Genomic DNA, 26,619 nt, shown 5'->3' with positions numbered 1-26,619 from the left:
AATGAAAATAGTAAATGTAAAATTATTGCGTACCTTAAATAAGCTTAGCCTGCCTAAGCCTTGGGATACTATTATAATTTTGCTTTTAACACTTTTAACGTTAATTCCTGTTTTTATTATTCTGCACCAAAATTTAATAGATCCGGAATGGCCTGCGCATTTAGACCGTATTTTACTTTTTCTACTAATTACTGCCATTGTAACTTACATTCTACATTATATAAAACAATTTTTGTTTTTTGCGATTATAATTTATGTGTTGGTACTACTTTTTGGAACGTTATTTACAGGTTACGGATTTAAATCGGTTTTCGAAGATTATCGCGCCATGATTTACGCTATGACAGACAACCCCAATCCGCAGGATATCATTGTTTCTAAATTGTTGCCTTTTCCAAACAAATCAAAAATCATTAAAGCAATTGAGTACGATAATCCACACGTTCGGAACTTTGCTGTGGGCGCAACAACAAAACATTTTAGAAACATAAAAGGATACAAAGAATACCGCCAAATAATTCAATGTTTTGCTATTTTTAAAGAAATACAAGATAATTGGAACTATGTAAACGATCCTAAAAACCGGGAATATATTGCAACAGCATCAGAATCTTTACAGCATTTTTCTGGCGATTGTGACGATCATTCTATATTAATGGCTGCATCAGTGCGTGCAATTGGTGGTACCCCACGGCTTATTCATACAAAAGAACACATGTATCCCGAAATGCTTATTGGTACAAAAGCCGATTTAGAAAATGTAATTTACTTAATTAAAGAAGTTTTATTTAAAAAGGAATCTAAAGGCAGAACCATACATTATCATATAGATGAACGCGGACAAGTTTGGTTGAATTTAGATTATACAGCAAAATATCCAGGCGGCCCGTTCATGTCTGAAGAAATATTAGGAGAATTAACCTTAAATTAATTATGAATATTTTTATAACTACAGGAGCTGTATTTGGAGCTTTAGGAATTATTTTTGGAGCCTTTGGTGCCCACGCCCTTAAAAACATTTTTAACGAAGAGCAGCTTAAAAATTTCGAAACCGGTGTAAAATATCAAATGTATCATGCTTTGCTTTTGGTAATTATTGGTTTTAATTTACAGCACATTAATGCACATGAAAATTTACTATTTTATTCGCTAACTTTTGGAATACTGCTATTCAGTTTCAGTATTTATGGTCTTTGCATAAGCAGTGCATTAAATAAAAAGTTAAAAATATTAGGCCCAATTACCCCAATTGGCGGACTATTACTGCTTTTAGGCTGGATATTGCTTATTTTAAACTCTGTAAATTAATTTTATTTTTATTAACATTATATTTTATACATTTACACCAAATTAAATCAACTATTTTAAATGAAAAAATTATTTGCACTTGCTTTTACAACCGCTGTTTTAGTTTCTTGTAATAAAGATGGATATACTATTAAAGGTGATGTTAAAGGTTTTGAAGATGGAACTAAAGTTTATATCAATAAACAAGACGAAAACGGATTTACCAAAATAGATTCAACAGAAGTTAAAGGCGGTACGTTTACTTTTAAAAACGACAAAACTCCTGAAACCGATATTTATTTTATTGAATTAGGTAAAACACAAGAATTCATGTACCCATTCATTTTTGAAAAAGGTGAAATTAAATTTACGTTTGATAAAGAGAAACGTGATGAAGTTAAAGTTAATGGTACAAAAAACAACGACTTAATGACATCTTATAATGATGAGGCTTACAAAATCCAAAAAGAAATAATGGATTTTCAACAACAAAATCAAGCTAAATTCATGGAAGCTCAGCAAAAAGGCGATCAAGCTACTATGCAATCGTTAATGAGCCAGATTACAAAAATTCAAGAAAAATACGTTGATCAAAACAAAAAATTCATCGACTCTAATAAAGATTCTTATATTTCTTTATTATTGTTAACGCAATTGGCAATGTCTGATGCTTTAACGCCAGATGAAATTAAAAAATATTACAACGATTTAGATGCTTCTGTAAAAGACACTAAAAAAGGTAAAGAGTTTGCTGAAAATCTTAAGAAAATAGAAGAAACTCAAAAAGAAAGTCAAGCAAAACAAGACAAAGTAGCTATTGGTAAAAAAGCACCAGATTTCAGTGCTAATACTCCTGATGGGAAAACAGAATCATTACACAAAAATTTAGGTAAAGCAACACTTATCGATTTTTGGGCTTCATGGTGTGGACCTTGTCGTAAAGAAAACCCAAATGTGGTAGCTCTTTACAACAAATACAAAGCACAAGGTTTAAAAATTATTGGGGTTTCTTTAGACAAAGAAAAAGATGCTTGGGTTAAAGCAATTGCCGATGATAAGTTAGATTGGTTACAAGTATCTAATTTAAAATTTTGGGATGATGCCATTGCAAAAGATTACGCTGTAGAAGCTATTCCTGCAACATTTATTTTAGATGCAAACGGAACTATTGTTGCAAAAGATTTAAAAGGTGCAGAATTAGATGCTAAAATTGCAGAACTTTTAAAATAAATTTTCTTGAAAATTCATAAAAAGTCGGTACATTGTTACCGACTTTTTACATTTATAATATGTTACAAAAATATCTTTCTTTATTACTGCTATGTGCACCACTTTTAACAAGTGCACAACATACTGTAGAAGATCAACCCAAAGAAAATTTACAAAATGAGGGTTTAACTGAGTTTGAAAATTTCATTAAGCATTACACTGAAAAATTACAAGAAATAGCTAAGAAAAAACCAAAAGCAGCTAATTCTTCAAAATTTACCGCAGAAGAAAGCAAAGCTTATAGAGAGCATTATCAAAAAGAAAAAAAAGTAAAAAATGAAATTGAAGTAGCAAAGTTCACTTTTATCGAACAAAATAAAAATAACAAATACACTCAAGTTTTAATAAACGAAAAATTAAATGGAATTTACGAGGAAGTAAATTATAATTTATTAGAAACTTTTTACAAAGGATTAAGCCAAAGCAATAAAAATTCAGAAAACGGAAAAAAACTTGATGCTTTTTTAAAAGAATATGCTTCTGTAAAAATTGGAGCAAAAGTTGCTGATTTTTCGTTACCAGACACCAAAAAAAAACAACAAACTTTATATAACAATCTAGGTAAATACACTATAATTTACTTTTGGGCATCGTGGTGTGCACCCTGCCGTAAAGAAAACCCAAACACGGTTGCACTCTTTAAAAAATATAAAAATAAAGGTTTAAAAATTATTGCTATATCTTTAGATACAGATGAGCAACAATGGAAAAATACAATAGAAAAAGATCATTTATCGTGGTTACAACTATCTAATTTAAAGGGCTGGAACGAACCATTATTGCAACACTTTAAAATAACATCAATACCAAAAGCTATTATTTTAGATAAAAAAGGAAACATTGTAGCAAAAGATTTAAAAGGAGAAGATTTATCTAATAAATTAGATGAATTATTGGGTAAAAAATAAAAAATCGTACTTAAATAAGTACGATTTTTTAACTTGTGACCCAATCAGGATTCGAACCTGAGACCTACTGCTTAGAAGGCAGTTGCTCTATCCAGCTGAGCTATTGGGCCTGACCTTAAACACGTAGGCTTAATTTGTCGGGGTGGCAGGATTCGAACCTGCGGCCTCCTGCTCCCAAAGCAGGCGCGATAACCGGGCTACGCTACACCCCGAAAAGCGGAGAGACAGGGATTCGAACCCTGGCGACAGTTACCCGTCGACAGATTAGCAATCTGCTCCATTACCACTCTGGCACCTCTCCTACTAAACTAACAAAATTATTTAGTTAAGCGATAGCAAATGTATAACGAGATTTAAGATTTTGCAAGCCTTTATCTATATTTTTTACAAAAAAAAACAACTAAAAAAATTAGTATATTCATAATCAGCTTGCTATAACATTGCTGTTACAACAATAGTTATTTGTAATAACTTAAAAAAATTCAATTATATTTTTTTTATTGATAAAACAATAATATTTAGTAAATTCGCAGTAAACTAAACTTTAATAATTTTATGAATAAGAAAGTAGTAATTGTATCTGCTGCAAGAACTCCAATAGGAAGTTTTATGGGCGCATTATCTACAGTTTCTGCTCCAAAATTAGGTGCAGCAGCGATTAAAGGTGCTTTAGAAAAAATCAATTTAGATCCAAATAAAGTTGACGAAGTTTTAATGGGGAATGTAGTTCAGGCCGGTGTTGGTCAGGCTCCTGCTCGTCAAGCTGCGTTATTAGCAGGTTTATCTCATGATGTTGCCTGTACAACTGTAAATAAAGTGTGTGCTTCTGGTATGAAAGCTATTATGCAAGGTGCACAAGCTATTGTTAATGGTGATGCTAATATTATTGTTGCAGGTGGTATGGAAAACATGAGCATGATTCCACATTACGCTAATTTAAGAACAGGTGTTAAGTTTGGTGGAACTGCCTTTACTGACGGTATGCAGAAAGATGGATTAAGCGATGCTTATGAAAACCAAGCAATGGGTGTTTATGCCGATGCTACTGCAACTGAACATAATATTACAAGAGAACAACAAGACGAATTTGCTATAAATTCTTACAAAAAATCTGCTGAAGCATGGGATGCTGGTAAATTTGATGCAGAAATTGTTCCTGTTGCTGTTCCGCAACGTAAAGGTGACCCTATAATGGTTACTAAAGACGAAGAATATTCTAACGTAAAATTAGATAAAATTCCAGCTTTAAACCCTGCGTTTACTAAAGATGGAACTGTTACTGCTGCAAACGCATCTACAATTAATGATGGTGCTGCTGCTGTTGTTTTAATGAGCGAAGAAAAAGCAATCGAATTAGGCTTAAAACCTTTAGCATACATAAAAGGATTTGCAGACGCTGCACAAGAACCAAAATGGTTTACAACAGCACCAGCTAAAGCATTACCTAAAGCATTAGATAAAGCTGGCGTTAGTATTAACGATGTTGATTTCTTTGAATTTAACGAAGCTTTTTCTGTTGTTGGAATTGCAAATGCAAATATTTTAAAATTAGATCAATCTAAAATAAACGTAAACGGTGGTGCGGTATCTTTAGGTCATCCGCTTGGATGTTCTGGGGCACGTATCGTTGTAACTTTATTAAACATTTTAAATCAAAACAACGGTAAAATTGGTGCAGCTGCTATTTGTAATGGTGGTGGTGGTGCATCTGCTATTGTGATTGAAAAAATTTAATACTTAAAAAATTTTATTAAGATGAGAAGGTGTCTTTTAACCTTCTCATCTCTTTTTTAAATTTAAAATATGTATGCACTTTGTAATTTGGCTATTGTTCCTTTACGGTTTGAACCTTCAGACCGAAGTGAATTAGTAACACAAGTTCTTTTCGGAGAAACGTTTACTATTATAGAACAAAAAGAAAAGTGGTCTAAAATATCTTTAACCGCCGATTTGTATGAAGGTTGGATAGATAACAAACAATTTACAATAATTACAGAAGATCAATTTAAAAAGATACAAGAAAATGCTAAATTTTATTGTGCCGATTTAATAGACTACCTTACCGGAAATAACACTTTAATGCCTATATCATTAGGTAGCGATTTATCTTTCTTAACGTTTGCCGATATCAATTTACAAGAACTAATATTTGATGGTAACTTAATTACAGGCATTCAACCAAAAACAAATCTTTTACAAACAGCCTATTTATATCTTAACGCACCTTACTTATGGGGCGGTAAAACACCTTTTGGCATAGATTGTTCTGGATTTACCCAAATGGTATACCGCTTAAATGGGTATAACATTCCACGCGACGCATCACAACAAGCAAAAATTGGCGAAGCTTTAAGTTTTATTGAAGAAAGTGAAGTGGGCGATTTGGCATTTTTTGATAATGAAGAAGGTCAAATTATTCACGTGGGCATTATCATGGAAAATAATTACATTATCCATGCACATGGTAAAGTACGTATAGACCGTTTAGATCATTTAGGAATTTTAAATACAGACACCGGACGGCACACACACAAACTTCGTGTAATAAAAAAAATCATTTAGTCTTAAGCACTTCATTTCTTTTTAGAATGCTTACCTTTGCCAAAATATCTATTTATGGCAACATTTGAGCAGTTTAACTTACCAAAATCTTTACAAAAGGCACTTGATGAATTAGGTTTCATAAATCCTACCCCAATTCAAGAAAGATCATTCAATATCATCTTGTCTGGTAAAGACGTTATGGGAATTGCTCAAACAGGAACCGGAAAAACCTTTGCTTATCTATTACCTATCTTAAAACAATGGAAATTTCAGGAGACTGATGCACCCCGCGTTGCTATATTGGTACCAACACGTGAATTGGTAGTTCAAGTTGTAGAAGAAATTGAAAAACTTACCAAATATATGTCTATTCGTGTATTGGGAATTTATGGCGGTGTAAACATCAACACTCAAAAAACATCTGTTTACCAAGGAATTGACATTTTTGTTGGAACTCCTGGTAGAGTAATGGATTTAGCTTTAGATAATATTTTAAGATTTGATAGCTTGCAAAAGTTGGTGATTGATGAGTTTGATGAAATTTTAAATTTAGGATTTCGCACACAATTAACATCAATACTTTCCATGATGAAAGATAAAAAGCAGAACATTCTTTTTTCTGCTACCATGACCGAAGAAGTTGACGAAATTTTAGATGATTATTTTAATTTTCCTGAAGAAGTTTCGTTGGCACCATCGGGAACTCCGTTAGAAAAAATTAAGCAAAGTGCTTACCTCGTTCCTAACTTTCTTACCAAATTAAATGTTTTAAAAGATATTTTAACAAACGATGAAACCAGCACACGCGTTTTACTTTTTGTTAATAATAAACGTTTGGCAGATTATGTTTTAGAACATCTAAACGAAGATTTTTCAGGTCAGTTTGGCGTAATTCATTCTAATAAAACGCAAAATTACCGCTTAAACACTATGGAATTGTTTCAAAATGGTGAGTTAAGAGGGTTAGTTACTACCGATGTTATGGCACGTGGATTAGATATCACCGATATTACCCATGTTTTTAACCTGCAAATGCCCGAAATTCCTGAACAATATATTCACCGTATTGGTAGAACAGGTCGTGCCGATAAAGAAGGCGCTGCCGTTAGTTTTATTAGTCCCAAAGAAGAAGAAACCCATTTTGATATTGAATCGTTAATGGATTACGAAATTCCTTTGTTGGATATTCCTAGCCATGTGGTTATTGCAGAACAACGTTTAGAGTTTGAAAAAGACAAAGTTAAAATGAAAACCAACAAGCGTAAAATTGATACAGAACGCGGCGAGGCTTTTCATGAAAAGAAAGATAAAAATAAAAAGGTAAATTTAGGCGGCCCCGGAAAAAGAACCCCAAGAAAATCGGCACCTAGAAACCGTGCGGTTGAACGCAAAAGAGACGAAAAACGCAAGAAGAAATAAAAAAAAGGATTGTTCAAAATACAGAACAATCCTTTTTTATTAGTCGTTTAACAGTTCTTCTTTATACTTTGAAATATGTTCTACTATTTCGTCTTCTGGTTGTGGGTACGCAATGTCTTTATACTTTTTTAAAGTGTCATAAATAATTTTTGATACAATTAGACGGCTAACATCTTTATCATCACTAGGAACTATAAACCACTCCCCTTTTTTATGACTGCTGTTTTTTAAAACTTCTTCGTAACAAAACTGATATTTATCCCAAAACCCACGTTCTTTAAGATCGTCAGGAGAAAATTTCCATTGATGTTTTGGTTTGTCAATACGTTTTAACAAACGATTTTTCTGTTCGTCTTTACTTAAATGTAAATAGAATTTTAAAATGATTACGCCATTTTCTGCCCAAAATTTCTCAAACTGAACCATTCGCTGCATACGATTATTCCAAAAATCATCAGTTAAATTATTTATATCAATATACGGATTCCGTTCGTTCTCCAGATATTCAGGATGTACGCGCGTAATTAAAACATTTTCGTAATGCGTTCTATTAAAAATGGTAAATTTTCCTTTTTCGGGTAATTTGGTATAATGTCTCCACATAAAATCGTGCTGCAATTCTTTGTACGACGGTGTTTTAAAGCTTTCTACAACCACACCACGCGGATTAAATCCTTTGAAAACCTCACGAACCATACTGTCTTTTCCAGCAGTATCCATTCCCTGAAAACAAATTAAGACCGAATATCGATCATCTGCATACATCATATCCTGCAGTTCGGCAATCTTTTTACTGTACTTTTTAATTTCTTTTTTAAGTGCAATAGGATCTAAACCTGTGTTATATTTTGTTGGAATATCCTTTAAGTTTAAATTTTCGGGAACTTTAAAATAATTGCGCTTCATATTATTCTTTTTCTCTAAATTAGTCAATAAAATTTTAGCAATGAAAAAATATTTGCTTACCTCTTGGTTAAAAATCTCGGGAATTGTAGCTGCGTCTGGTATCGGATATGAAAATAACGAAATTCAGCTGGTTTCTGATAACGGAAATGCTTTGTATCATTATTTTATAGCGAATGATTCACTGGCGAAATATTCTTTAGACGGTGAACCAGTTAATAACCACCTGTCGAAATCTACAAAGCACGATCTTGAATCGTTCATTATTGTTGACAATACTTGGTATGCATTTGGATCAGGATCGACTAAAAACAGAAACCAAGGTTTTATGTTTAACAAATTCTCGAAATTTTCTACCCCAATAGATTTAACCAATCTGTATGATGAAATGATGAGTTTTTCTGAACTTTCAATCGATGATTTTAATATTGAAGCAGTTACAACCTATAATGAAGACTGGTTGTTTATAAATCGTGGCAACGGACCAAAAAACGCAAATTATTTGTATGTGGTTCAGGGTAAAAATTTAACCGATGATTTTAATATTTATTATTTTGAATTTGATCTGCCCAAAATAAACAATATACCAAGCGGATTTTCTGATGCAACTGTAATTAACAATACACTATATTTTATTGCAACTGCAGAAGATGAAACGTCTACTTATAACGATGGTGCCATAAAAGGAAGTCTTTTTGGTGCAATTGATCTAAAAAAGATGAAATTGCTTTTTACAGAAAAAATAAGCGACAACCAAAAATTTGAAGGCATAACTGTATTAGAACAAAGCAAAAAAAGTGCTGTGTTTGCCTTGTGCGAAGATGCTGACAATGCAAAAAACAACGAAGCCGTTATCTACAAATTACAAATAGATTTAAAAGGAAAAATAAAATAAGCAGTAAATTACTGTTTATTTTTCTTCTTTTATTTTAAAGTTTGGCGTTGGTACATTAGCCCAATTTTCGCCCGTTTTTATACGATACAACTGCATTTCACTAATACCAAATTGTTTGGCAATTATACGCATTCTAGTTTTACGTTGTGGATCAAAAATCATACGTTTAATTCGCATTACTTGGGTAGAATCTAATTTCATTCCCTTTTGTGCTAAACGCTTTTTTTCTACACGTTTAACATGACCTTCAATAACATTTGGGTTTATACGTTGGTGCGCATACTTCTCTGCTTCTGTTACCCATTTTAAATTTGTAAAATGATCGTTCTGATTATCAAAATCTAAATGAATAACATGGTTGTGTTCTGGCGATGGCTTTTCTACAAATGCCTCTGCAATTGCACGAGACAGCATTATGTGTTTGTGCAAATAGCCTTTAGCATCCTCTTTAGGTACTTTGTGTCTAAAAATGCGTAAATTATTGGTAACATTGGGTTTTAGCAATGTACCTTCTTTCATATTATCTTTAAAACTTATTAAACGACCAAAGTTAGACACCGCATACCGAAGTCTTTTTTTTACGCCTAAGTCTAATTCAATAAAATTTTCTCCGGGATATAAAACTAACATAATAATTATTTGTAATTATTTTTTTTAATTAATTATGTAAGTGTTTTTATTTTTATAAGGTTTAGCAAATATAGGTTTTTAAACTTTTTTTCACTACTCTAGAAGTAGTTATTTTTTAGCATGAATATGTTAATTTTTTCAGGTTGTGTATATGGCGCAAAACGTTTAACAGGATTTCCATGTGCATCAATTAAAAATTTTGCAAAGTTCCATTTTATAGCATTCGTGAAGCAACCGGGTAAACTCTTTTTTAGATACTTAAATAGTGGGTGTGCGTTTTTTCCGTTTACATCTATTTTTTCAAAAACCGGAAAAGATACTCCGTAATTAATCAAACAGTTATTTTCTATTGTTGAAGAATCTCCAGGTTCTTGATTATTAAACTGATTGCACGGAAATGCTAAAATCACTAAACCTTGATCTTTGTATTGTTGATACAATTTTTCTAACCCTTTGTATTGGGGTGTAAAACCACATTTGCTAGCTGTGTTAACAATTAAAATTGTTTTATTCCTGAAATCGTTAAAATCAATTTCTTTTCCTTGCAATGTTTTTATTTTGAAATTATAGATCGATTCCATATAAATTGAAAAATTAAAATGCATCATTACTGATGCATTTTAAAGTTATTTTTTTAAATGTGTGATAAAATAATCGGCAATTTTAGCATTCAAATGCACTCTGTCTTTTCCTGAAACATTGTGCTCATGTGTTGGATACAAGAAATAATCTACTTGCTTACCTTCTTTAATACATTGTTCAATAAACGCCATACTATGTTGTTGCACAACCACAGGATCTTGTGCTCCATGAATCATCAACAACCTTCCTTTTAAATTTTTCACTTTATTTAAGGTTGATGCTTTTTCATAGCCTTCAGCGTTTTCTTCAGGTGTATCCATATAACGTTCACCATACATAACCTCGTACCATTTCCAATCGATAACTGGTCCGCCGGCAACACCAACTTTAAATGTATCAGGATAATTAAGCATAAGACTTGTAGTCATAAATCCACCGTAAGACCAACCGTATACTCCAATTTTATCAGCATTAACAAACTTCTTCGACTTTAAAAACTCAACTCCTTTCATTTGATCAGCCATTTCATTCTGACCCAATTCTCTATGAATTACATGTTCAAAATCACGTCCGCGGTTTTCGCTTCCTCTGTTATCCAAAGTAAAAACTACAAAGCCTTGTTGTGCCATATAGTAATCAAAACCACCAGCACCTGCGCCAAAACGGTTAGAAACTAATTGTGCATGAGGTCCGCCGTAAACGTACACCATTACAGGATATTTTTCGTTTTCGTTAAAATTTGCAGGATATAAAATTCTTCCGTTCAAGTTTGTTTTACCGTCTGCAGCTTTTATGGTAACAAGTTCTACTTTTGGCAACACCGTTTTACCTTCGTATGGGTTTGGTGCATTCAATAATTCTAGTGTAGACTTGCCATTCACTGCGTTTAAAGATATATTGTTTGGTGTAGTAAAATTGGTATATTGTGCATAATACCACGTTTTATCTTTATTCATTTCTACATTATAAGTCGCGGAGTTTTTAGTAACAGGAATGGTTTTCCCTGATTTTAAATCAACCTTGTACAATAACTTATCCATGCCTTTGTTGGCTGTACCCATGTAGTAAATTTCTTTTGGCGAAACATCTACAAAACCTTTAAAAAGAACATCTTTATAAACGTAACTATTTAATTGCTTACCGTTGGTGTTATAGCGATACATTTGGCGGTATCCATCTTTCTCTGATACATAAATAAACTCTTTATCGTTTAAAAACTTTAAAGGTGTATTTGGTTCAACGTAGGTTTTACTTTTTTCTTCAAACAATTGTTTTTCAAAATTTCCTGTAGATGCCGTATATCTTTGCAATTTTAAATGGTTTTGACCACGATTTAAAACACCAACATAAACCGATTCGCTGTTTGGTGACCAAGATGGCATTGTTAAAAATTGTTCTTTATCACCTTCGATATTTAGTACAGTTGTTTTTTTAGTATCGATATCATAAATGTGCAAACTTACCTCTTCGGATTTTAAGCCAGCCATTGGATATTTTATATCCTTAACCTCGGCAATTCTTGCTCCAAAATCAACCAGCGGATAGTTTTTAACCATACGCTCGTCTTTTTTATAGAACAAAATTTTCTTACTGTCTGGGCTAACCCACATTCCACGATCAATACCAAATTCATTTCTATGCGTATTACTGCTACCGTTTATAACATGATCGGGATCATTAGTAACTTTAACAACATCGCCATTTGTAAAAATAATTTCTACATTATTTTTATTTAAATATACAATGTAATTTTTATTTGGTGCGATGATTTCTTCTGATGCAGCAGCATTGAATTTTATAGCTTTTGATACTTTTTTTGTATCGATATTATAAACAACAAAATATTTGTCGTTTTCACCTTGATAAGTAAACGACAACTCTTTTTCGTTATCCCAATGATAATCAAAAGGAATGGTTCTAAAAGAAATCTTTTCGTTTATTGCTTCGGCAACTGCACTTTCTAGATCGGCAGTGGTAACAAAATTTTCAACCGTTTTATCATGAATATTTTTTTCTACTAAAGCTTTGTAAGATGCATCGATATAAGTAAGTTCATTAGCTGTTCGCCATTGTGCGCCGTAAAGAGATTTGGTACCAAAGCCTTTTTGTGCCGCCAAAGTTGCCTCTTCTATAGTTAAATTATTTTGTGCTTGCGCAAAAAAACCGGCTAAGACAAAAGCGTATAAAGTAAGTTTCTTCATATATAATATATTTGTGCTAATTTATTAGATTTAATGAAAATAGCAATAACTGTTTTAAAGTAATTTTTGAATTTGATTTTCTAAATCGGTTATATTTTTAAAATATTCAAACTCAATATTCATTTTATTTTTTTTAAGTACTTTAATAATATCTAAAATTAAATCAAGCGGATCGGCTTCTATACCTTCCATTTGTTCGTTAAAATCTATGCCTGCAATAAAACTTTCATTGTAAACATTTACTAAATAATCTTCTATAAAAGTAGCTATACAGATTTCTTGCGGCTTGTAATTTTGCCAATCATCAATACAACATTTACTTGCGGCTTGTTTACTTGACCAAAAACACACAACATTTACCGGATTATTGGCATCGTCTTTAAAAAGTAAAGATTGCGAAATGGCAATGTCTTCTTTAAATTCAATTACAAACACCTTATTGTTCTTCGTTATATTCTGTATAAAATCTTCTATCACTTCTTTAGTTTATTAAGTTAAACAACAAATTTACCATCGCTCATTACCAATTTACGATCGGCTAAATTTGCCAGTTCTTCGTTGTGTGTCACAATTACAAAAGTTTGTCCAAAGGTATCACGCAACTTAAAAAACAACTCATGTAAATTTTCTGCTGTATTAGTATCTAGGTTACCCGAAGGTTCATCGGCAAAAATTACTGCTGGTTTGTTTATCAGTGCCCGGGCAACAGCAACCCTTTGTTGTTCTCCTCCCGATAATTCGCTTGGAAAATGATTAATTCTATGACTTAACCCCAAATAATCTAAAAGTTCTTTTGCTTCTTTTTCTGCTTCGGCTTTGGTTTTTCCTAAAATAAATGCCGGAATACACACGTTTTCTAAAGCGGTAAATTCTGGCAATAACTGATGAAACTGAAAAATAAAACCTAAATTTTTATTTCTAAAAGCAGCTAATTGTTTGTCTTTTAAATCTAAAACATTAATATCATTTATTGTTAATTTAACATCGGTATTTTTTTCAGGTGCATCTAAAACACCTAAAATTTGAAGCAAGGTCGTTTTTCCTGCACCCGATGAACCAACAATAGCTACAACTTCGCCCTTTTTAATTTCTAAAGAAACATTCTTTAAAACCTGCAAACCGTTAAACTGTTTACTTATATTTTCGGCTTTAATCATACTTTTAAATTTATAAACGAAATTACTTAAACTTTTAGTTAAATAATATAAAACCCCTATTTTTTAATTGTAATTTTAATTTGCTAATTGAAAATTATAAAAAGAAAATGAATTTGACTGAAATTGAAACTGCTATTTTTGCCAACGGATGCTTTTGGTGTTCCGAAGCAATTTTTCAGAAAATTAACGGAGTTAAAGAGGTTAAACCCGGATATATTGGTGGTAAAACCGAAAACCCAACGTATGAAGACGTTTGCACTGGCACAACAGAGCATGCAGAAGCTATTGAAATTGTTTTTGATAACAGTTTAGTAACCTATCAAGAATTATTAGAAGTGTTTTTTGCTACCCACGACCCCACCACCTTAAACCGACAAGGAAATGATGTAGGAACTCAATACCGAAGTGAGATTTTTTACACTACTAAAGATCAAAAAGATCAGGCAGAACTTTTTGTAAAAATTTTAAACCAAGAAAATATTTTTGACAAACCAGTGGTTACAAAAGTAAGTAAGGCATCTACTTTTTATTTTGCCGAAAATTATCATAGAGATTATTTTAACAACAACCCAGAAAAAAGTTATTGTGCCATGGTTATTTCTCCGAAAGTAAAAAAGTTTGAGAAGTTTTTTCAGGAATATGTCACTAAATAATTGGCACGTAGTTTGTTAACTATATACTAATTAGTTAATTTAATAAAAATGAATGAAATTGTAGTACAACCAGAAATCAAGGTTACAGATAAGAATAAATACCGCTTACTGTTTCTAGGTTTATTGTTTGATTTTATTGGAACGCTTTCTTTTGCAATTCCATTGCTTGGTGAGTTTTCCGATATAATTTGGGCACCTATTTCGGCTATATTGCTAAAAACAATGTATAAAGGAAAAGTAGGAACAATTGGTGGTATTGTATCTTTTGTAGAAGAAGCTTTACCTGGTTTAGATTTTATACCAACCTTTACACTTACTTGGATTTATACCTACGTACTTAAAAAAAATCAATAAAAAAAGCTGCCAGTGGCAGCTTTTTACTATTTGTTGTAAACTTTCAACGCTTCTTTTATAATTTCGGCAGATTTTATCAAATCTTCTTTATTAAGTACGTATGCTAAACGCACTTCGTTTAAACCAACTCCGGGTGTTGAATAAAAACCAGCCGCAGGTGCAACCATAACTGTTTCACCGTTTAAATCATATTCTTCTAACAACCATTTTGCAAAATCTTCTGCATTGGTTACAGGCAATTTAGCAATACAGTAAAACGCACCTTTAGGCATAGCTACTTGTACGCCGTCTATAGCGTTTAAAGCATTTACTAAAGTATCACGGCGTTCTTTATATTCTGTAATAACATCATCAAAATAAGATTGAGGGGTATCTAAAGCTGCTTCTGAAGCAATTTGTGCATAAGTTGGTGGCGATAAACGTGCTTGTGCAAACTTCATTGCAGTAGTCATAAGTTCTTTGTTTTTAGAAACAATACAACCAATACGCGCGCCACACATACTAAATCTTTTAGAAACTGAATCAATCATTATGGCGTTTTCAGCAATGCTTTCTTCGTTCATTACAGAGAAATGTTCAAAACCATCATAAGCAAATTCTCTGTAAACTTCATCGGCAATTAAAAACAAATCGTGTTTTTTAACCAATGCAGCCAATTGTTGAATTTCTTCTTTACTATACATATATCCTGTTGGATTACCAGGATTACATATTAAAATCGCCTTAGTTCGTGAAGTAATTAGTTTTTCAAAATCGGCAATAGGCGGCAATGCAAAACCTGTTTCAATACCAGACATTACAGGTACAACCTTTACACCATTTTGAGTAGAAAAACCGTTGTAATTTGCATAAAAAGGTTCTGGAATAATGATTTCATCACCTTCATCCATGGTAGATCCCATAGCAAAAATCAACGCTTCAGATCCACCTGTTGTAATAATAATATCTTCTTTATTAATTGGCAATCCTTGTTTTTGATAATAAGCTGCTAATTTTTCGCGGTACGAATCAAATCCTGCAGAATGACTGTATTCTAAAACAGTAATATCGGCATTTTTAACTGCGTTTAAAGCTACTTCAGGTGTTTTAATATCGGGCTGACCAATGTTTAAATGAAATACTTTATTTCCTTTTTTCTTTGCTGTTTCTGCAAATGGCACCAATTTACGTATTGGCGATTCGGGCATTTGTAAACCTTTATGTGAAATTTTAGGCATTATTGTATCTTTTTATTTAAAATACAAATGTAGTTTTTTCTATTAAATCACAATGACTTTTTATTTGTTTAAATTAAGTTAAAAACACAGGCAAGCCATTTAATTTAAGTACTTTTGGGAAATTTCTAAGTACACAACAACTATTTACTATGAGCAAAATTATCTCTTTTTTGTCATCTACCCGGTTAATGGCTGTTTTATTCATTGTTTTTGCAGCCGTAATGGGTCTTGCAACGTTTATAGAAAATGAATACAACACCGATACAGCACGAATTTTAGTTTACAACACCAAATGGTTTGAAGCAATTATGTTAATTTTTGTTTTTAACTTTATTGGAAACATTAAACGATACAACTTATTTAGTAAAGCTAAATGGGACACTTTAATACTACACCTTTCTTTTATTTTGATATTAATTGGTGCGTTTGTTACCCGATATATTAGTTTTGAAGGAATGATGCCTATTAGAGAAACCGAAACTGTAAACCAGTTTTTTTCTGATAAAACATTTTTAACCGTTATGGTTGATGGTGAATTAGAAGGCGAAATGAAACGCAGAACTTTTGAAGACCAACGTTTGTTTTCGGGTGCTTTAGATAAAGATAATTTTATAAGCACATTTGCATCAAACCATTTTAAACTTAAAAAAGATTTTAATAACATTCCTTTCGAAGTTGAGTTTAAAGACTTTATAATGGGTGCCGAAGAAGTTATTGAAGAAACTAAAGACGGTAAAAGCTTTTTAAAATTAGTAGAATCCGATCATGGTGAACGTCATGAACATTTTATTGAAGAAGGAACTATTGAAAGCATTCATGGTGTTTTATATTCTTATAATAAGGTAACAGAAGGTGCTATTAATTTTTATACCAATGAAAGCGGTGAAATGCAAATTAGCACACCATTTGCAGGAAGTTACCGTGTAATGGCAACACAAGCAACTGGTGAAGTTGTTGCAAATACACCTGCCCCACTAAACTATCGTTCTATGTACGATTTGCAAGGTGTTCAGTTTGTTATGGATCGACCTATAATTGGTAAAAAAGTTCTAAAATCGAATGGTGATTTTAAAGCTAAAAATACCAGCGATGCTTTGGTATTAACGGTACGTTCACAAGGTAAAGAAGAAGAAGTTACCTTAATGGGTTCGCAAGGACAAATGGGTGTACCACAATCTTTTATCATTGGCGATTTAGAATTTACTTTAATTTACGGATCTAAAGTTTACACAACCCCATTCCAAGTAAAACTGAACGATTTTATTGCAGAGAAATATCCTGGAACTGAAAAAAGTTACTCTTCCTTTGAAAGTCAGGTTACTATCATTGATCCAGATAAATCATTCGATTACAGAATTTACATGAACCACGTTTTAGATCATAAAGGTTACCGTTTTTTCCAAGCATCTTATGATCCAGACGAAAAAGGAACCCACTTATCTGTGAACCACGATTTCTGGGGAACTTGGATAACTTACATTGGTTACACCTTACTTTATATTGCCATGTTGTGTATTTTATTTAACAAAAACACGCGTTTTAGCGATTTACGCAAAAAATTAAACAAAATTCACGCTAAAAAAGCAGCTTTAACTATTATAGGTTTGTTGTTTGGTTTGTTTTCTGCAACTGCACAACACGCGCATAACAAACCAACAAGTACGCAAATAGATTCGCTATTAGTTAAAACAACTGTTAGCCAAGAACACGCCGATTTGTTTGGATCTATTATTGTTCAGGATATTAGCGGTCGTATGAAACCGATTAATACGTTTTCGTCTGAATTACTTCGTAAAGTAAGTAAAGACGATCATTTCCGTGATATGGATTCTGATCAGGTAATGTTGTCTATAACGCAATTTCCGCAATTGTGGTACCATGTGCCAATTATCAATCTAAAAAAAGGTAACGATAGTATTCGTTCTATTATAGGTATTCCTTCGGATGCTAAATATGCATCGTTAGCAGACTTTTTTGATGATAAAGGGAATTATAAATTAGTTGATTTTTTAGATGATGCACATCAAGCATCGGTTAAAGATCAATTTCAAAAAGATTTTATTACAGCAGATGAAAAAGTAAACCTTTTATATTCTGCCATTAGCGGAAAAATTTTACAAATATTTCCTATACCGGGGCACGAAAACAATAAATGGGTTTCGTATTTAGAATTGAACGAGTCTGGTTTAAAAGGTATGGATTCTATCTATACCAAAAATATCTTACCAATGTACACCACATCGCTTTTAAAATCAATAGAAACAAAAGATTTTAAAGCATCAGACGAGTTATTAGAATCAATAAAAAACTTTCAGAAAAAATATGGAAGTAAAGTTATTCCTAGTGAACAAAAAGTAAAAGCCGAAACTTTGTACAATAAATACGATGTCTTTAAAAAGCTATTTTCGTATTATATGTATGTTTCCGTTATCATGTTCATTATTGTAATTGTTCGTATTTTTAAAGACAATAAAACGTTACGTGTTTTAACTAAAGTATGCACAGGAATTGTTATTGCTTTATTTGCTTTACATACGCTTGGTTTAATTGCGCGTTGGTATGTATCAGGGCACGCCCCATGGTCAGACGCTTATGAATCAATGATTTTTGTTGCATGGGCTACCGTGATATTTGGTTTAATTTTCGGACGTAAATCTAGTTTAACTACCGCTTCTACTGCGTTTGTTGCATCAATGGTATTAATGATTGCACATTGGAATTGGATGGATCCATCTATTGGAACGTTAGCTGCAGTTTTAGATTCGTATTGGTTAATGATACACGTTGCCGTTATTGTAGGTAGTTACGGTCCGTTTACCTTAGGAATGATTTTAGGTATTGTTGCTTTGTTTTTAATGATTTTTACTACAAAAAACAACAAAGCTAAAATGGAATTGAACCTTAAAGAAATTACCTATATTAACGAAATGGCTATTACTGTAGGTTTGGTTATGTTAACTATTGGTAACTTTTTGGGCGGACAATGGGCTAACGAAAGCTGGGGACGTTACTGGGGATGGGATCCTAAAGAAACTTGGGCGTTAATATCAATTATGGTGTATGCATTTGTAATTCACATGCGTTTTGTACCTGCATTACGTGGTTTATGGATATACAACCTTATGTCGGTTTTGGCTTTTTACAGCATTATGATGACCTATTTTGGTGTTAACTTCTACCTATCTGGTTTACATTCTTACGCTAAAGGCGATCAAGTAGTAACTCCATCTTTTATATGGATATCCGTTGGTTCGGTTGCACTACTTGCCTCATTAGCATTTTACAAATACAAAAAGTATTATAAAAAATAGTAAAAAAAGCTTTCCGAATGGAAAGCTTTTTTTTGCATAAATATGAAATTAACAATAACTTTATTGTTTATAACTAAACTAGTTTAACAGAAAGCAATATATGAAATTTATTTTAATAACAACCGCAATTTTAGCCCTAGGTTGCTCAAAAAACAAACCTATAACAGATAAACCCGAAGTTATCATGGAACAACAAAAAAATGTAGACCCTATTTATCAATTTAAAGTAAAAGATATTACTGGTAGTGACTTTAATCTTGCCGATTTAAAAGGAAAAAAAGTGTTAATTGTAAACACAGCATCTAAATGCGGGTTAACACCACAGTTTGAAGAATTAGAAAAATTATATCAACAATATAAAGACCAAAACTTTGTAATTATTGGTTTTCCAACGAACGATTTTATGAGTCAGGATCCGGGAACAAACGAAGAAATTGCAGAATTTTGTAAATTGAATTACGGTGTTACTTTTCCTATGATGAGTAAAATTGAAGTAAAAGGTGATGCAATGGAACCTTTATATCAATACTTAACTCAAAAAAGTAAAAACGGTTTGGGAGATTTCGTTGTAGAATGGAATTTTCAAAAATTCCTGATTAACGAAGAAGGAAAATTAGCAAATGTGATTGGTCCGAAAGTTTCGCCTACCGATAGCGAAATTACTAATTGGATTGAAGGAAAATAAGATACACTAAAATGTTATACATTTTCAGACCTCACAGGTTTTTTAAACCTGTGAGGTCTTTTTGTAAATACTAGACTTTTCAACGATAAAATTCATACTTTTAAGGATAGTTCGTATCTTTGAATAATTAATTTTTAGAAATGAATTATCCTGAAATACCTTTGGCTCAAAGTATTTTACAACTTTTTAAAGCAAAGGGAATCCAACATATCATTATTTCACCCGGTTCACGCAATGCTCCTTTAACCATTGGTTTTACAAACGATTCGTATTTTACTTGTTACAGTATTGTAGACGAACGTTGTGCTGCCTTTTTTGCAATGGGTATTGCCCAGCAAACCAATCAGCCAAGTGCCGTTTTATGTACTTCGGGTTCGGCGTTGTTGAATTATTATCCAGCAGTTGCCGAGGCTTTTTACAGTCAAATTCCGTTGATTGTTGTTTCTGCAGACAGACCTACTTCTAAAATTGATATTGGCGACGGACAAACCATTCGTCAGCGAAATGTTTTTGAAAATCACTCGTTGTTTAATGCGAATTTATCTGATGAAGCTTCAGCTGAAAACGATGAACTGATTCAGAAAGCCATTACTACATCAAAAAATAAAAAAGGTCCGGTGCATATTAATGTTCCTTTCGAAGAGCCTTTGTACAACATTGTAAGCGAATATAGTTACCATCCCGTTTTATTGAATGATGAATTAGAAGTTAAAGTTCAGGAAGAATTTGATACAACGATTGTTCAAAATGCAGAGAAAATTGTTGTTTTGATTGGATCACAGAATCCGGATATCATTTCAAAAGAAAATATTGATTACTTGGCATCATTACCAAATGTGGTGATTCTTACCGAAATCAATTCTAACATTCATCATAAAAATATTGTTGCAAATATTGATACGTTGATTTCTACTTTTTCTGAAGATGATTTTAAAGATTTTCAACCAGATTTGTTACTGACTTTTGGCGGAATGATCGTATCAAAACGTGTAAAAGCATTGTTTAGAAATTATCCCGCTAAAAATCATTGGCATATTGATGAATTACGCGCGTATGATACTTTTTCATCGCTTACAAAGCACATTACTATTTCGCCAGATCATTTTATCAGTCAGACAAAAGAACAGATTACAGTTGTAAATTCCGACTTTTCAGAGAAAATTCAAACAATAATGCAAAATCGAAAAAAAGGACATGAAACCTATATGGATACCATTCCTTTTTCAGATTTAAAATCGTTTCACATCATCTGGAACAATCTTCCGCAAAACATTCAACTGCAAATTAGCAACAGTGCCGTTATTAGATATGCACAATTGTTTGAAACCGATAAAAGCATTGATGTTTACTGCAATCGTGGTACGAGCGGTATCGATGGATCCACATCAACAGCAATTGGTGCAGCCGTAATTGTAAACAAACCTACCGTTTTAGTTTCGGGCGATATTAGTTTCTTTTACGACAGTAATGCGTTATGGAACAATTATATACCAAAAAATTTTAAAATTATAATTATAAACAACAGTGGCGGTGGTATTTTTAGAATTTTACCTGGTCATGTTGAAAACAAAACCTTTAATACGTTTTTTGAAACAGAACATAATTTAACCGCCGAGCATTTGGCAAAAATGTATCAGTTTAATTATTTAACCGCCGATACCGAAGAAAATTTAAACGTGGCATTAAAATTGTTATTCTCACAAAACGATCAACCACAAATTTTAGAAGTTTTTACTCCAAGTAAAATTAACCGCGATTTATTACGAAATTATTTCACAAGTATATCATAAATAAAAATTTAGTATGAAAAAAATGATCATTCCAATTACAATTGTTTCATTAATGCTGTCAAGCTGTACAAGTGCACAGTTACAACAAGCTGCTAGCCAATTACCACAAATTTTAGAAGGTTCTGGTGTAGGGCAAACTCAGATTGCTGCAGGTTTAAAAGAAGCATTACAGCAAGGTATCGACAAACAGGTAGTAAACCTTACAAAAGCCGATGGTTTTTACAATAATTCTTTAGTTAGAATTGGTTTACCAAGTGAATTGCAAAAAGTAGAAAAAACTTTGCGCGATGTTGGCTTAGGAAGTTTGGCAGATGAAGGAATTAAATCTTTAAATAAAGCAGCAAGTAATGCGGTTAAAGAAGCTACACCTATTTTTGTTGATGCTATTACGGGGATGAGTATTTCTGATGCGACAAATATTTTAATGGGCAATAAAAATGCTGCGACACAATATTTACAAAAATCTACCAAAACATCATTGTACAGTAAATTTAATCCGGTGATAAAATCGTCGTTCACTAAAGTAGGTGCCGATAAAGTTTGGAGCAACATTATTACAAAATATAATGCCATACCAATGGTTAAAAAAATCAATCCAGATTTAACAGATTACGTAACGCAGCAAGCATTAACCGGCGTTTACACTATGATTGAAAAAGAAGAAGCAAATATTAGAACAAATGTTTCTGCACGTTCTACTAACTTATTAAAATCTGTCTTTGCAATGCAAGATAAAAAGTAATTATACGAAAAACGCTTTCATGACGAAAGCGTTTTTTTCTATAGGACTTCTAACAATTCTACTTCAAAAATCAATGTGCTTCGTGGACCAATTTCTTTTGAAATTTGCTGATCGCCATAAGCAGCATCCGGTGGAATTACAATTTTAGCTTTTGATCCAACTTTTAGCAGCGGCATTACTTCTTGCCAACCTTTTATTAATTTGCTTATTTGAAAATCGGCTGGTTTTCCGCGTTCTACAGAACTGTCAAACACTTCGCCGTAAATATTTGTTCCGTGGTAGTGGCATCGAACCTTACTATCCATAGTTGGTAAAATACCCGAACCATGTTCAATTATTCTATACAATACACCGCTTTCTAACTTAACAACATTCGTTTTCAGCTCAAAATTCGTTCTAAAAACTTCTCCTTCATTTACATTTTTTGCAGTTAATTCTTGCTTACGTTTTAATAATAATTCTGCTACTCCCATTTGGTATTTTATATCGTTTAAAAATCAAATATACTAATTCTTTAAGCCGTCTATTTTGATTTTCCGCATCTTTTTTTGTAACTTTAAAAGAAAAAATCATGCAAAGAAAGAAAATTTTATTAACAGCAGGTGCCGTAGGTATTGGATCTCTCGCCTATTTAGCATTAAAAAACAGGAAAAAAAACGAAGATATTACCGTTGTTACTCCGTTTGATACCATGAGATATCTTGGACGTTGGTACGAAATTGCCCGTTTAGATTTTAGTTTTGAAAAAAACCTGAACAATACCACAGCGCATTACAGTTTAAATAAAGACAATTCTATTAAAGTAGTGAACCAAGGTTGGAACTATGTAAAAGAAGAATGGGAAATTGCAGAAGGCAAAGCAAAACTTCGTAAAAAGAATACAGGTGCTTTAAAAGTCTCTTTTTGGGGACCTTTTTATGATGAATACAATGTGGTTGAAATTACAAATGACTACAAATATGCGCTTGTTTTTGGTAGAAATACCGATTATATGTGGATACTTTCTAGAGAAAAAACAATGCCCGAAATAGTTAGACAATATTTTGTTTTAAAAGCAGAAAGTTTTGGATACAATACCGATAAATTGGTTTGGCCAGAACATGATTAAAAACAAAAAACTGAATCCCGTAACAGATTCAGTTTTTTTATTCTTCTATTCTTTTTTGTAAGGCTTTAAAATACTGGAACGCTTTAAATAAACGAGTTCCATACCACGAAAACATTTCGCCATCTACAAAAACAGTTTTTGCATGATGTGTAACTCGACCAATTTCAAACGCGTGCTCTTCTTTGAACGGATAAGGTTCAGACGATAGTAAAACCAAATCGGGATCGCCTTGAATACGCATTTTTCTGATTTCAACTTCGGGATATCTTTCTTCAAAATCTTCGTAAATATTATTAAACCTATTTAGCTTTAACATTTCGTTGATAAACGTGTCATTTCCAGCCGCCATATAAGGCTCACGCCAAATTAAATACGCTGCTTTTTGCCATTGTTTGGCTTCCATGAAACGTTCAAAATCATCGTTTGCAAACTTAATTTTTTCGACCCATTTTTTAGCATCGGTAGTACGTTTAAAAATTTTTCCTAAATCGGTTATTGTTTTCAACGTATCTTCTACCGTAACAATATCAGTTACAAAAACAGGACAAATATCTTTAAGGCTTTCAACGATTTCAAGCGTATTTTCTTCTTTATTGGCAATAATAATATCTGGATTAAGCGCCTTAATTTTTTCGATATGAACTTTTTTAGTGCCACCAATATTTATTTTTACCGATTTTAAATGATACGGATGCACACAAAACTTTGTTATACCAATTATTTGATCTTCTAAACCTAATTCGTACAAAGTTTCGGTTAATGAAGGCACCAATGAAATGATACGCTTTGGTGTTTGGTTAAAGATATGTTGCGATCCTAAATCGTCTGTAATTGTAAGCATTTTAGTTTTGTTCTAAAATTATTTCCATTGCTTTTTGAAGTTTTAACGCTTCGGTTCGGGCAGCTTCTGCAAAATCTTTTTGGTTTGATGCATAAATGATTCCGCGCGATGAATTTATTAACAAACCAACTTGTTTGTTCATTCCGTATTTGCAAACATCCTCTAAACTTCCGCCTTGTGCGCCTACTCCTGGAACTAATAAAAATGAATCGGGAACAATGTTGCGAATTTCTTTAAAATATTCTGCTTTGGTTGCCCCGACAACATACATTAAATTTTCGCTATTTTTCCAGATTTTCGATGTTTCTAATACCGTTTGATACATTGGTTTATCGTTTACTTGTTGCGTTTGAAAATCAAATGCACCTTCGTTTGATGTTAATGCCAGCAAAATAGTATGTTTGTTTTCAAAAGCTAAAAAAGGCTCAACAGAATCTTTACCCATATAAGGTGCAACGGTAACCGAATCGAAATTTAGATCTTCTAAAAAAGCTTTGGCGTACATGGTTGACGTATTACCGATATCGCCACGTTTGGCATCAGCTATCGTAAAAATATCCGGATAGTTTTCGTTGATGTAATTGATTGTTTTTTCTAAAGATTGCCAACCTTTTAAACCGTAAGCTTCGTAAAAAGCGGTGTTTGGTTTGTATGATACACATAAATCGTGTGTGGCATCGATAATTGCTTTGTTAAACTCGAAAATTGGATCTTCGGTTGCTAACAAATGCTGTGGAATTTTATTTAAATCAACATCTAAACCTACACATAGAAATGATTTTTTTTGCTGAATTTGGTTGTAAAGTTGTTTTGTAGTCATTTTTTTGAAACTTTAAAAACAGGCACTATGATTGTGTTTAGCCCCGATTGAGTGGATTAGCTTTTGTGAAACAAAACTATGAACGAAAGCGGGACTATGTAAAAAAATGCCGAATGTTTATGCTTTAAAAATAGAAAAAAAAGCCTCTAAAAAAGAGGCTTTACAAATATATTAAATTAGAATACTTCTGATTCTTTTAACTTTTCGGTATTTGCTACAAGCTGTAATTCATCGATAAATTTCTGAATTTTCCCACTCATTACACCATCCATATCAAAAACGTCCATACCAATACGGTGATCGGTTACACGACCTTGCGGATAGTTATAGGTACGAATTTTAGCAGAACGGTCGCCCGATGAAACCTGAGAAGAACGTTTTGTTGCGTCTTCAGCTTGCTTTTTAGCTAATTCCATTTCGTATAAACGCGAACGTAAAACGATTAAGGCTTTATCTTTATTTTTATGTTGCGATTTTTGATCTTGACATTGCGCCACCAAACCTGTTGGAATGTGCGTTAAACGAACCGCAGATTTTGTGGTATTTACCGACTGCCCCCCCGGACCCGATGAACAGAAAAAATCTACACGAACTTCGTTCATATCAATTTGAACATCGAACTCTTCTGCTTCCGGTAAAACCATTACGGTTGCTGCCGATGTGTGTACGCGACCTTGTGTTTCGGTTTGTGGAACACGTTGCACGCGGTGTACGCCTGCTTCGTATTTTAAACTTCCGTAAACATCTTCGCCAGAAACTTCAAAAATAATCTCTTTGAATCCGCCCGATGTTCCTTCGTTTAAATCTACAACTGAAGTTCTCCACCCCTTAGTTTCGCAAAATTTTGTGTACATACGAAACAAATCGCCTGCAAAAATAGAAGCTTCGTCTCCACCTGTTCCTGCACGAATTTCGACCATTACGTTTTTAGCGTCTTCCGGATCTTTAGGAATAAGCATAAACTTAATTTCTTCTTCTAATTCAGGTAAGCGTGTTTGTGCTTCGTCTAACTGCATTTTAGCCATTTCAACCATTTCTGCATCGCTTCCGTCTGCAATGATTTCTTTAGCTTCATCAATATTTCCAACGATATTTATATACTCTTCACGCTTTTCTACCAAGCCTTTTAAGTCTTTGTATTCTTTATTTAATTGTACGTAACGTTTTTGATCGGCAATAATATCTGGCTGAATAATCAAATCAGAAACCTCATCATAACGTTGTTTTACATATTGTAAACGATCTAACATCATAATTGAACATTTTCAGTTTGCAAATTTACGAAAAAGTTTATGCAAAATAT

General features: G+C 32.7%; 26 protein-coding genes and 3 tRNA genes. 15 read left to right on the top strand and 14 right to left on the bottom strand.

The features are described 5' to 3' along the window. The first annotated feature begins 1 nt into the window (after nucleotide 1). The 4 genes from EG242_RS03415 to EG242_RS03400 are packed head-to-tail and all read left to right on the top strand — an operon-like array spanning nucleotide 2 to nucleotide 3,464. A complete protein-coding gene (locus EG242_RS03415) occupies nucleotides 2-931 on the top strand; it encodes a transglutaminase domain-containing protein (protein WP_124898514.1) in 930 nt (309 codons plus the stop codon). Between the two features lie 2 nt (nucleotides 932-933). After that, nucleotides 934-1,308, top strand: a complete 375-nt coding sequence (locus EG242_RS03410) for a DUF423 domain-containing protein (protein WP_124898513.1) — start codon at nucleotides 934-936, stop codon at nucleotides 1,306-1,308. Between the two features lie 60 nt (nucleotides 1,309-1,368). Beyond that, nucleotides 1,369-2,517, top strand: coding sequence for a redoxin domain-containing protein (locus tag EG242_RS03405; protein WP_235831859.1), 1,149 nt, complete (start codon nucleotides 1,369-1,371; stop codon nucleotides 2,515-2,517). A 59-nt stretch (nucleotides 2,518-2,576) separates the two neighbouring features. Further along, the gene (locus EG242_RS03400) at nucleotides 2,577-3,464 is read left to right on the top strand and encodes a TlpA family protein disulfide reductase (protein ID WP_124898512.1); all 888 of its coding nucleotides are present in this window, start codon (nucleotides 2,577-2,579) and stop codon (nucleotides 3,462-3,464) included. 36 nt (nucleotides 3,465-3,500) lie between these two features. Here the strand turns inward: EG242_RS03400 and EG242_RS03395 are convergent. From EG242_RS03395 to EG242_RS03385, 3 genes are all read right to left on the bottom strand, one after another. Further along, a tRNA-Arg gene (locus EG242_RS03395) sits at nucleotides 3,501-3,574 on the bottom strand. A gap of 27 nt (nucleotides 3,575-3,601) precedes the next feature. Then, nucleotides 3,602-3,676 (bottom strand) — tRNA-Pro (locus tag EG242_RS03390). A 5-nt stretch (nucleotides 3,677-3,681) separates the two neighbouring features. Then, nucleotides 3,682-3,765: transfer RNA gene (locus EG242_RS03385), tRNA-Ser, on the bottom strand. A gap of 254 nt (nucleotides 3,766-4,019) precedes the next feature. Between EG242_RS03385 and EG242_RS03380 the strand changes: the two genes are divergently transcribed. The 3 genes from EG242_RS03380 to EG242_RS03370 all read left to right on the top strand — a co-directional run bounded on the left by EG242_RS03380 (nucleotide 4,020) and on the right by EG242_RS03370 (nucleotide 7,427). Beyond that, nucleotides 4,020-5,198, top strand: coding sequence for an acetyl-CoA C-acyltransferase (locus EG242_RS03380; protein ID WP_124898511.1), 1,179 nt, complete (start codon nucleotides 4,020-4,022; stop codon nucleotides 5,196-5,198). Nucleotides 5,199-5,267: 69 nt separating this feature from the next. Continuing rightward, nucleotides 5,268-6,026: a C40 family peptidase gene (locus EG242_RS03375; protein ID WP_124898510.1), complete on the top strand. Its 759-nt coding sequence runs from the start codon at nucleotides 5,268-5,270 to the stop codon at nucleotides 6,024-6,026. A 54-nt stretch (nucleotides 6,027-6,080) separates the two neighbouring features. Then, nucleotides 6,081-7,427 (top strand): DEAD/DEAH box helicase, encoded by a 1,347-nt coding sequence (locus tag EG242_RS03370; protein WP_124898509.1) that lies wholly within the window; start codon nucleotides 6,081-6,083, stop codon nucleotides 7,425-7,427. Between the two features lie 39 nt (nucleotides 7,428-7,466). Here EG242_RS03370 and EG242_RS03365 read toward each other — a convergent pair whose 3' ends face one another. After that, nucleotides 7,467-8,333, bottom strand: coding sequence for a PPK2 family polyphosphate kinase (locus EG242_RS03365; protein ID WP_124898508.1), 867 nt, complete (start codon nucleotides 8,331-8,333; stop codon nucleotides 7,467-7,469). Nucleotides 8,334-8,373: 40 nt separating this feature from the next. On the opposite strand from EG242_RS03365, the gene EG242_RS03360 reads away from it, so the two are divergent. Then, entirely contained in the window at nucleotides 8,374-9,225 is an 852-nt protein-coding gene (locus tag EG242_RS03360; RefSeq protein ID WP_124898507.1) for a DUF6929 family protein, read from the top strand. A 15-nt stretch (nucleotides 9,226-9,240) separates the two neighbouring features. On the opposite strand, the gene EG242_RS03355 is transcribed toward EG242_RS03360, so the two are convergent. From EG242_RS03355 to EG242_RS03335, 5 genes are all read right to left on the bottom strand, one after another. Next, nucleotides 9,241-9,855: an NUMOD4 domain-containing protein gene (locus EG242_RS03355; protein WP_124898506.1), complete on the bottom strand. Its 615-nt coding sequence runs from the start codon at nucleotides 9,853-9,855 to the stop codon at nucleotides 9,241-9,243. Nucleotides 9,856-9,953: 98 nt separating this feature from the next. Next, entirely contained in the window at nucleotides 9,954-10,463 is a 510-nt protein-coding gene (locus EG242_RS03350; protein WP_449578416.1) for a glutathione peroxidase, read from the bottom strand. 18 nt (nucleotides 10,464-10,481) lie between these two features. After that, the gene (locus tag EG242_RS03345; protein ID WP_124898505.1) at nucleotides 10,482-12,638 is read right to left on the bottom strand and encodes a S9 family peptidase; all 2,157 of its coding nucleotides are present in this window, start codon (nucleotides 12,636-12,638) and stop codon (nucleotides 10,482-10,484) included. Nucleotides 12,639-12,692: 54 nt separating this feature from the next. Then, nucleotides 12,693-13,115 (bottom strand): DUF2750 domain-containing protein, encoded by a 423-nt coding sequence (locus EG242_RS03340; RefSeq protein WP_124898504.1) that lies wholly within the window; start codon nucleotides 13,113-13,115, stop codon nucleotides 12,693-12,695. A gap of 17 nt (nucleotides 13,116-13,132) precedes the next feature. Next, nucleotides 13,133-13,795 (bottom strand): ABC transporter ATP-binding protein, encoded by a 663-nt coding sequence (locus EG242_RS03335; RefSeq protein ID WP_124898503.1) that lies wholly within the window; start codon nucleotides 13,793-13,795, stop codon nucleotides 13,133-13,135. A 107-nt stretch (nucleotides 13,796-13,902) separates the two neighbouring features. Here EG242_RS03335 and msrA point away from each other — a divergent pair, with 107 nt between their 5' ends. Together msrA and EG242_RS03325 are read left to right on the top strand one after the other, a co-directional pair. Further along, nucleotides 13,903-14,448: a peptide-methionine (S)-S-oxide reductase MsrA gene (gene msrA, locus EG242_RS03330; protein ID WP_124898502.1), complete on the top strand. Its 546-nt coding sequence runs from the start codon at nucleotides 13,903-13,905 to the stop codon at nucleotides 14,446-14,448. A gap of 48 nt (nucleotides 14,449-14,496) precedes the next feature. Beyond that, entirely contained in the window at nucleotides 14,497-14,802 is a 306-nt protein-coding gene (locus EG242_RS03325) for a hypothetical protein (RefSeq protein ID WP_124898501.1), read from the top strand. A 26-nt stretch (nucleotides 14,803-14,828) separates the two neighbouring features. On the opposite strand, the gene EG242_RS03320 is transcribed toward EG242_RS03325, so the two are convergent. Continuing rightward, nucleotides 14,829-16,019, bottom strand: coding sequence for a pyridoxal phosphate-dependent aminotransferase (locus EG242_RS03320; protein WP_124898500.1), 1,191 nt, complete (start codon nucleotides 16,017-16,019; stop codon nucleotides 14,829-14,831). 149 nt (nucleotides 16,020-16,168) lie between these two features. Here EG242_RS03320 and ccsA point away from each other — a divergent pair, with 149 nt between their 5' ends. The 4 genes from ccsA (at nucleotide 16,169) to EG242_RS03300 (ending at nucleotide 22,547) form a co-directional block, all read left to right on the top strand. After that, on the top strand, nucleotides 16,169-19,330 hold the full coding sequence (gene ccsA, locus EG242_RS03315) for a cytochrome c biogenesis protein (protein ID WP_235831858.1): 3,162 nt from the start codon (nucleotides 16,169-16,171) through the stop codon (nucleotides 19,328-19,330). A gap of 184 nt (nucleotides 19,331-19,514) precedes the next feature. Then, complete coding sequence (locus EG242_RS03310; RefSeq protein ID WP_397257812.1) at nucleotides 19,515-20,015, top strand: glutathione peroxidase; 501 nt, start codon at nucleotides 19,515-19,517, stop codon at nucleotides 20,013-20,015. Nucleotides 20,016-20,155: 140 nt separating this feature from the next. Further along, on the top strand, nucleotides 20,156-21,805 hold the full coding sequence (gene menD, locus EG242_RS03305; RefSeq protein WP_124898498.1) for a 2-succinyl-5-enolpyruvyl-6-hydroxy-3-cyclohexene-1-carboxylic-acid synthase: 1,650 nt from the start codon (nucleotides 20,156-20,158) through the stop codon (nucleotides 21,803-21,805). Between the two features lie 13 nt (nucleotides 21,806-21,818). Next, the gene (locus EG242_RS03300; protein ID WP_124898497.1) at nucleotides 21,819-22,547 is read left to right on the top strand and encodes a DUF4197 domain-containing protein; all 729 of its coding nucleotides are present in this window, start codon (nucleotides 21,819-21,821) and stop codon (nucleotides 22,545-22,547) included. A 38-nt stretch (nucleotides 22,548-22,585) separates the two neighbouring features. On the opposite strand, the gene EG242_RS03295 is transcribed toward EG242_RS03300, so the two are convergent. Next, entirely contained in the window at nucleotides 22,586-23,020 is a 435-nt protein-coding gene (locus EG242_RS03295; RefSeq protein ID WP_124898496.1) for an FKBP-type peptidyl-prolyl cis-trans isomerase, read from the bottom strand. A 98-nt stretch (nucleotides 23,021-23,118) separates the two neighbouring features. Here EG242_RS03295 and EG242_RS03290 point away from each other — a divergent pair, with 98 nt between their 5' ends. Then, nucleotides 23,119-23,655: a lipocalin family protein gene (locus EG242_RS03290; RefSeq protein WP_124898495.1), complete on the top strand. Its 537-nt coding sequence runs from the start codon at nucleotides 23,119-23,121 to the stop codon at nucleotides 23,653-23,655. A 37-nt stretch (nucleotides 23,656-23,692) separates the two neighbouring features. Here the strand turns inward: EG242_RS03290 and EG242_RS03285 are convergent, their stop codons facing one another. The 3 genes from EG242_RS03285 to prfA form a co-directional block, all read right to left on the bottom strand. After that, a complete protein-coding gene (locus EG242_RS03285) occupies nucleotides 23,693-24,496 on the bottom strand; it encodes a helical backbone metal receptor (protein WP_124898494.1) in 804 nt (267 codons plus the stop codon). Between the two features lies 1 nt (nucleotide 24,497). Continuing rightward, on the bottom strand, nucleotides 24,498-25,316 hold the full coding sequence (gene pyrF, locus EG242_RS03280; RefSeq protein ID WP_124898493.1) for an orotidine-5'-phosphate decarboxylase: 819 nt from the start codon (nucleotides 25,314-25,316) through the stop codon (nucleotides 24,498-24,500). 176 nt (nucleotides 25,317-25,492) lie between these two features. Next, nucleotides 25,493-26,566: a peptide chain release factor 1 gene (prfA, locus tag EG242_RS03275; protein ID WP_124898564.1), complete on the bottom strand. Its 1,074-nt coding sequence runs from the start codon at nucleotides 26,564-26,566 to the stop codon at nucleotides 25,493-25,495. Nucleotides 26,567-26,619 lie beyond the last annotated feature (53 nt).

Source organism: Paenimyroides viscosum (assembly GCF_003858535.1).
In the GTDB taxonomy this organism is placed as follows: domain Bacteria; phylum Bacteroidota; class Bacteroidia; order Flavobacteriales; family Flavobacteriaceae; genus Flavobacterium; species Flavobacterium viscosum.
This window is presented reverse-complemented; position numbering and strand designations above follow the sequence as displayed.

What these genes read in the sequence shown, in the direction of transcription:
- EG242_RS03415 (WP_124898514.1), top strand. Translation starts at nt 2, where the DNA reads ATGAAAATAGTAAATGTAAAATTATTGCGTACCTTAAATAAGCTTAGC.
- EG242_RS03410 (WP_124898513.1), top strand. Translation starts at nt 934, where the DNA reads ATGAATATTTTTATAACTACAGGAGCTGTATTTGGAGCTTTAGGAATT.
- EG242_RS03405 (WP_235831859.1), top strand. Translation starts at nt 1,369, where the DNA reads ATGAAAAAATTATTTGCACTTGCTTTTACAACCGCTGTTTTAGTTTCT.
- EG242_RS03400 (WP_124898512.1), top strand. Translation starts at nt 2,577, where the DNA reads ATGTTACAAAAATATCTTTCTTTATTACTGCTATGTGCACCACTTTTA.
- EG242_RS03380 (WP_124898511.1), top strand. Translation starts at nt 4,020, where the DNA reads ATGAATAAGAAAGTAGTAATTGTATCTGCTGCAAGAACTCCAATAGGA.
- EG242_RS03375 (WP_124898510.1), top strand. Translation starts at nt 5,268, where the DNA reads ATGTATGCACTTTGTAATTTGGCTATTGTTCCTTTACGGTTTGAACCT.
- EG242_RS03370 (WP_124898509.1), top strand. Translation starts at nt 6,081, where the DNA reads ATGGCAACATTTGAGCAGTTTAACTTACCAAAATCTTTACAAAAGGCA.
- EG242_RS03365 (WP_124898508.1), bottom strand. Translation starts at nt 8,333, where the DNA reads ATGAAGCGCAATTATTTTAAAGTTCCCGAAAATTTAAACTTAAAGGAT.
- EG242_RS03360 (WP_124898507.1), top strand. Translation starts at nt 8,374, where the DNA reads ATGAAAAAATATTTGCTTACCTCTTGGTTAAAAATCTCGGGAATTGTA.
- EG242_RS03355 (WP_124898506.1), bottom strand. Translation starts at nt 9,855, where the DNA reads ATGTTAGTTTTATATCCCGGAGAAAATTTTATTGAATTAGACTTAGGC.
- EG242_RS03350 (WP_449578416.1), bottom strand. Translation starts at nt 10,463, where the DNA reads ATGATGCATTTTAATTTTTCAATTTATATGGAATCGATCTATAATTTC.
- EG242_RS03345 (WP_124898505.1), bottom strand. Translation starts at nt 12,638, where the DNA reads ATGAAGAAACTTACTTTATACGCTTTTGTCTTAGCCGGTTTTTTTGCG.
- EG242_RS03335 (WP_124898503.1), bottom strand. Translation starts at nt 13,795, where the DNA reads ATGATTAAAGCCGAAAATATAAGTAAACAGTTTAACGGTTTGCAGGTT.
- msrA (WP_124898502.1), top strand. Translation starts at nt 13,903, where the DNA reads ATGAATTTGACTGAAATTGAAACTGCTATTTTTGCCAACGGATGCTTT.
- EG242_RS03325 (WP_124898501.1), top strand. Translation starts at nt 14,497, where the DNA reads ATGAATGAAATTGTAGTACAACCAGAAATCAAGGTTACAGATAAGAAT.
- EG242_RS03320 (WP_124898500.1), bottom strand. Translation starts at nt 16,019, where the DNA reads ATGCCTAAAATTTCACATAAAGGTTTACAAATGCCCGAATCGCCAATA.
- ccsA (WP_235831858.1), top strand. Translation starts at nt 16,169, where the DNA reads ATGAGCAAAATTATCTCTTTTTTGTCATCTACCCGGTTAATGGCTGTT.
- EG242_RS03310 (WP_397257812.1), top strand. Translation starts at nt 19,515, where the DNA reads ATGGAACAACAAAAAAATGTAGACCCTATTTATCAATTTAAAGTAAAA.
- menD (WP_124898498.1), top strand. Translation starts at nt 20,156, where the DNA reads ATGAATTATCCTGAAATACCTTTGGCTCAAAGTATTTTACAACTTTTT.
- EG242_RS03300 (WP_124898497.1), top strand. Translation starts at nt 21,819, where the DNA reads ATGAAAAAAATGATCATTCCAATTACAATTGTTTCATTAATGCTGTCA.
- EG242_RS03295 (WP_124898496.1), bottom strand. Translation starts at nt 23,020, where the DNA reads ATGGGAGTAGCAGAATTATTATTAAAACGTAAGCAAGAATTAACTGCA.
- EG242_RS03290 (WP_124898495.1), top strand. Translation starts at nt 23,119, where the DNA reads ATGCAAAGAAAGAAAATTTTATTAACAGCAGGTGCCGTAGGTATTGGA.
- EG242_RS03285 (WP_124898494.1), bottom strand. Translation starts at nt 24,496, where the DNA reads ATGCTTACAATTACAGACGATTTAGGATCGCAACATATCTTTAACCAA.
- pyrF (WP_124898493.1), bottom strand. Translation starts at nt 25,316, where the DNA reads ATGACTACAAAACAACTTTACAACCAAATTCAGCAAAAAAAATCATTT.
- prfA (WP_124898564.1), bottom strand. Translation starts at nt 26,566, where the DNA reads ATGTTAGATCGTTTACAATATGTAAAACAACGTTATGATGAGGTTTCT.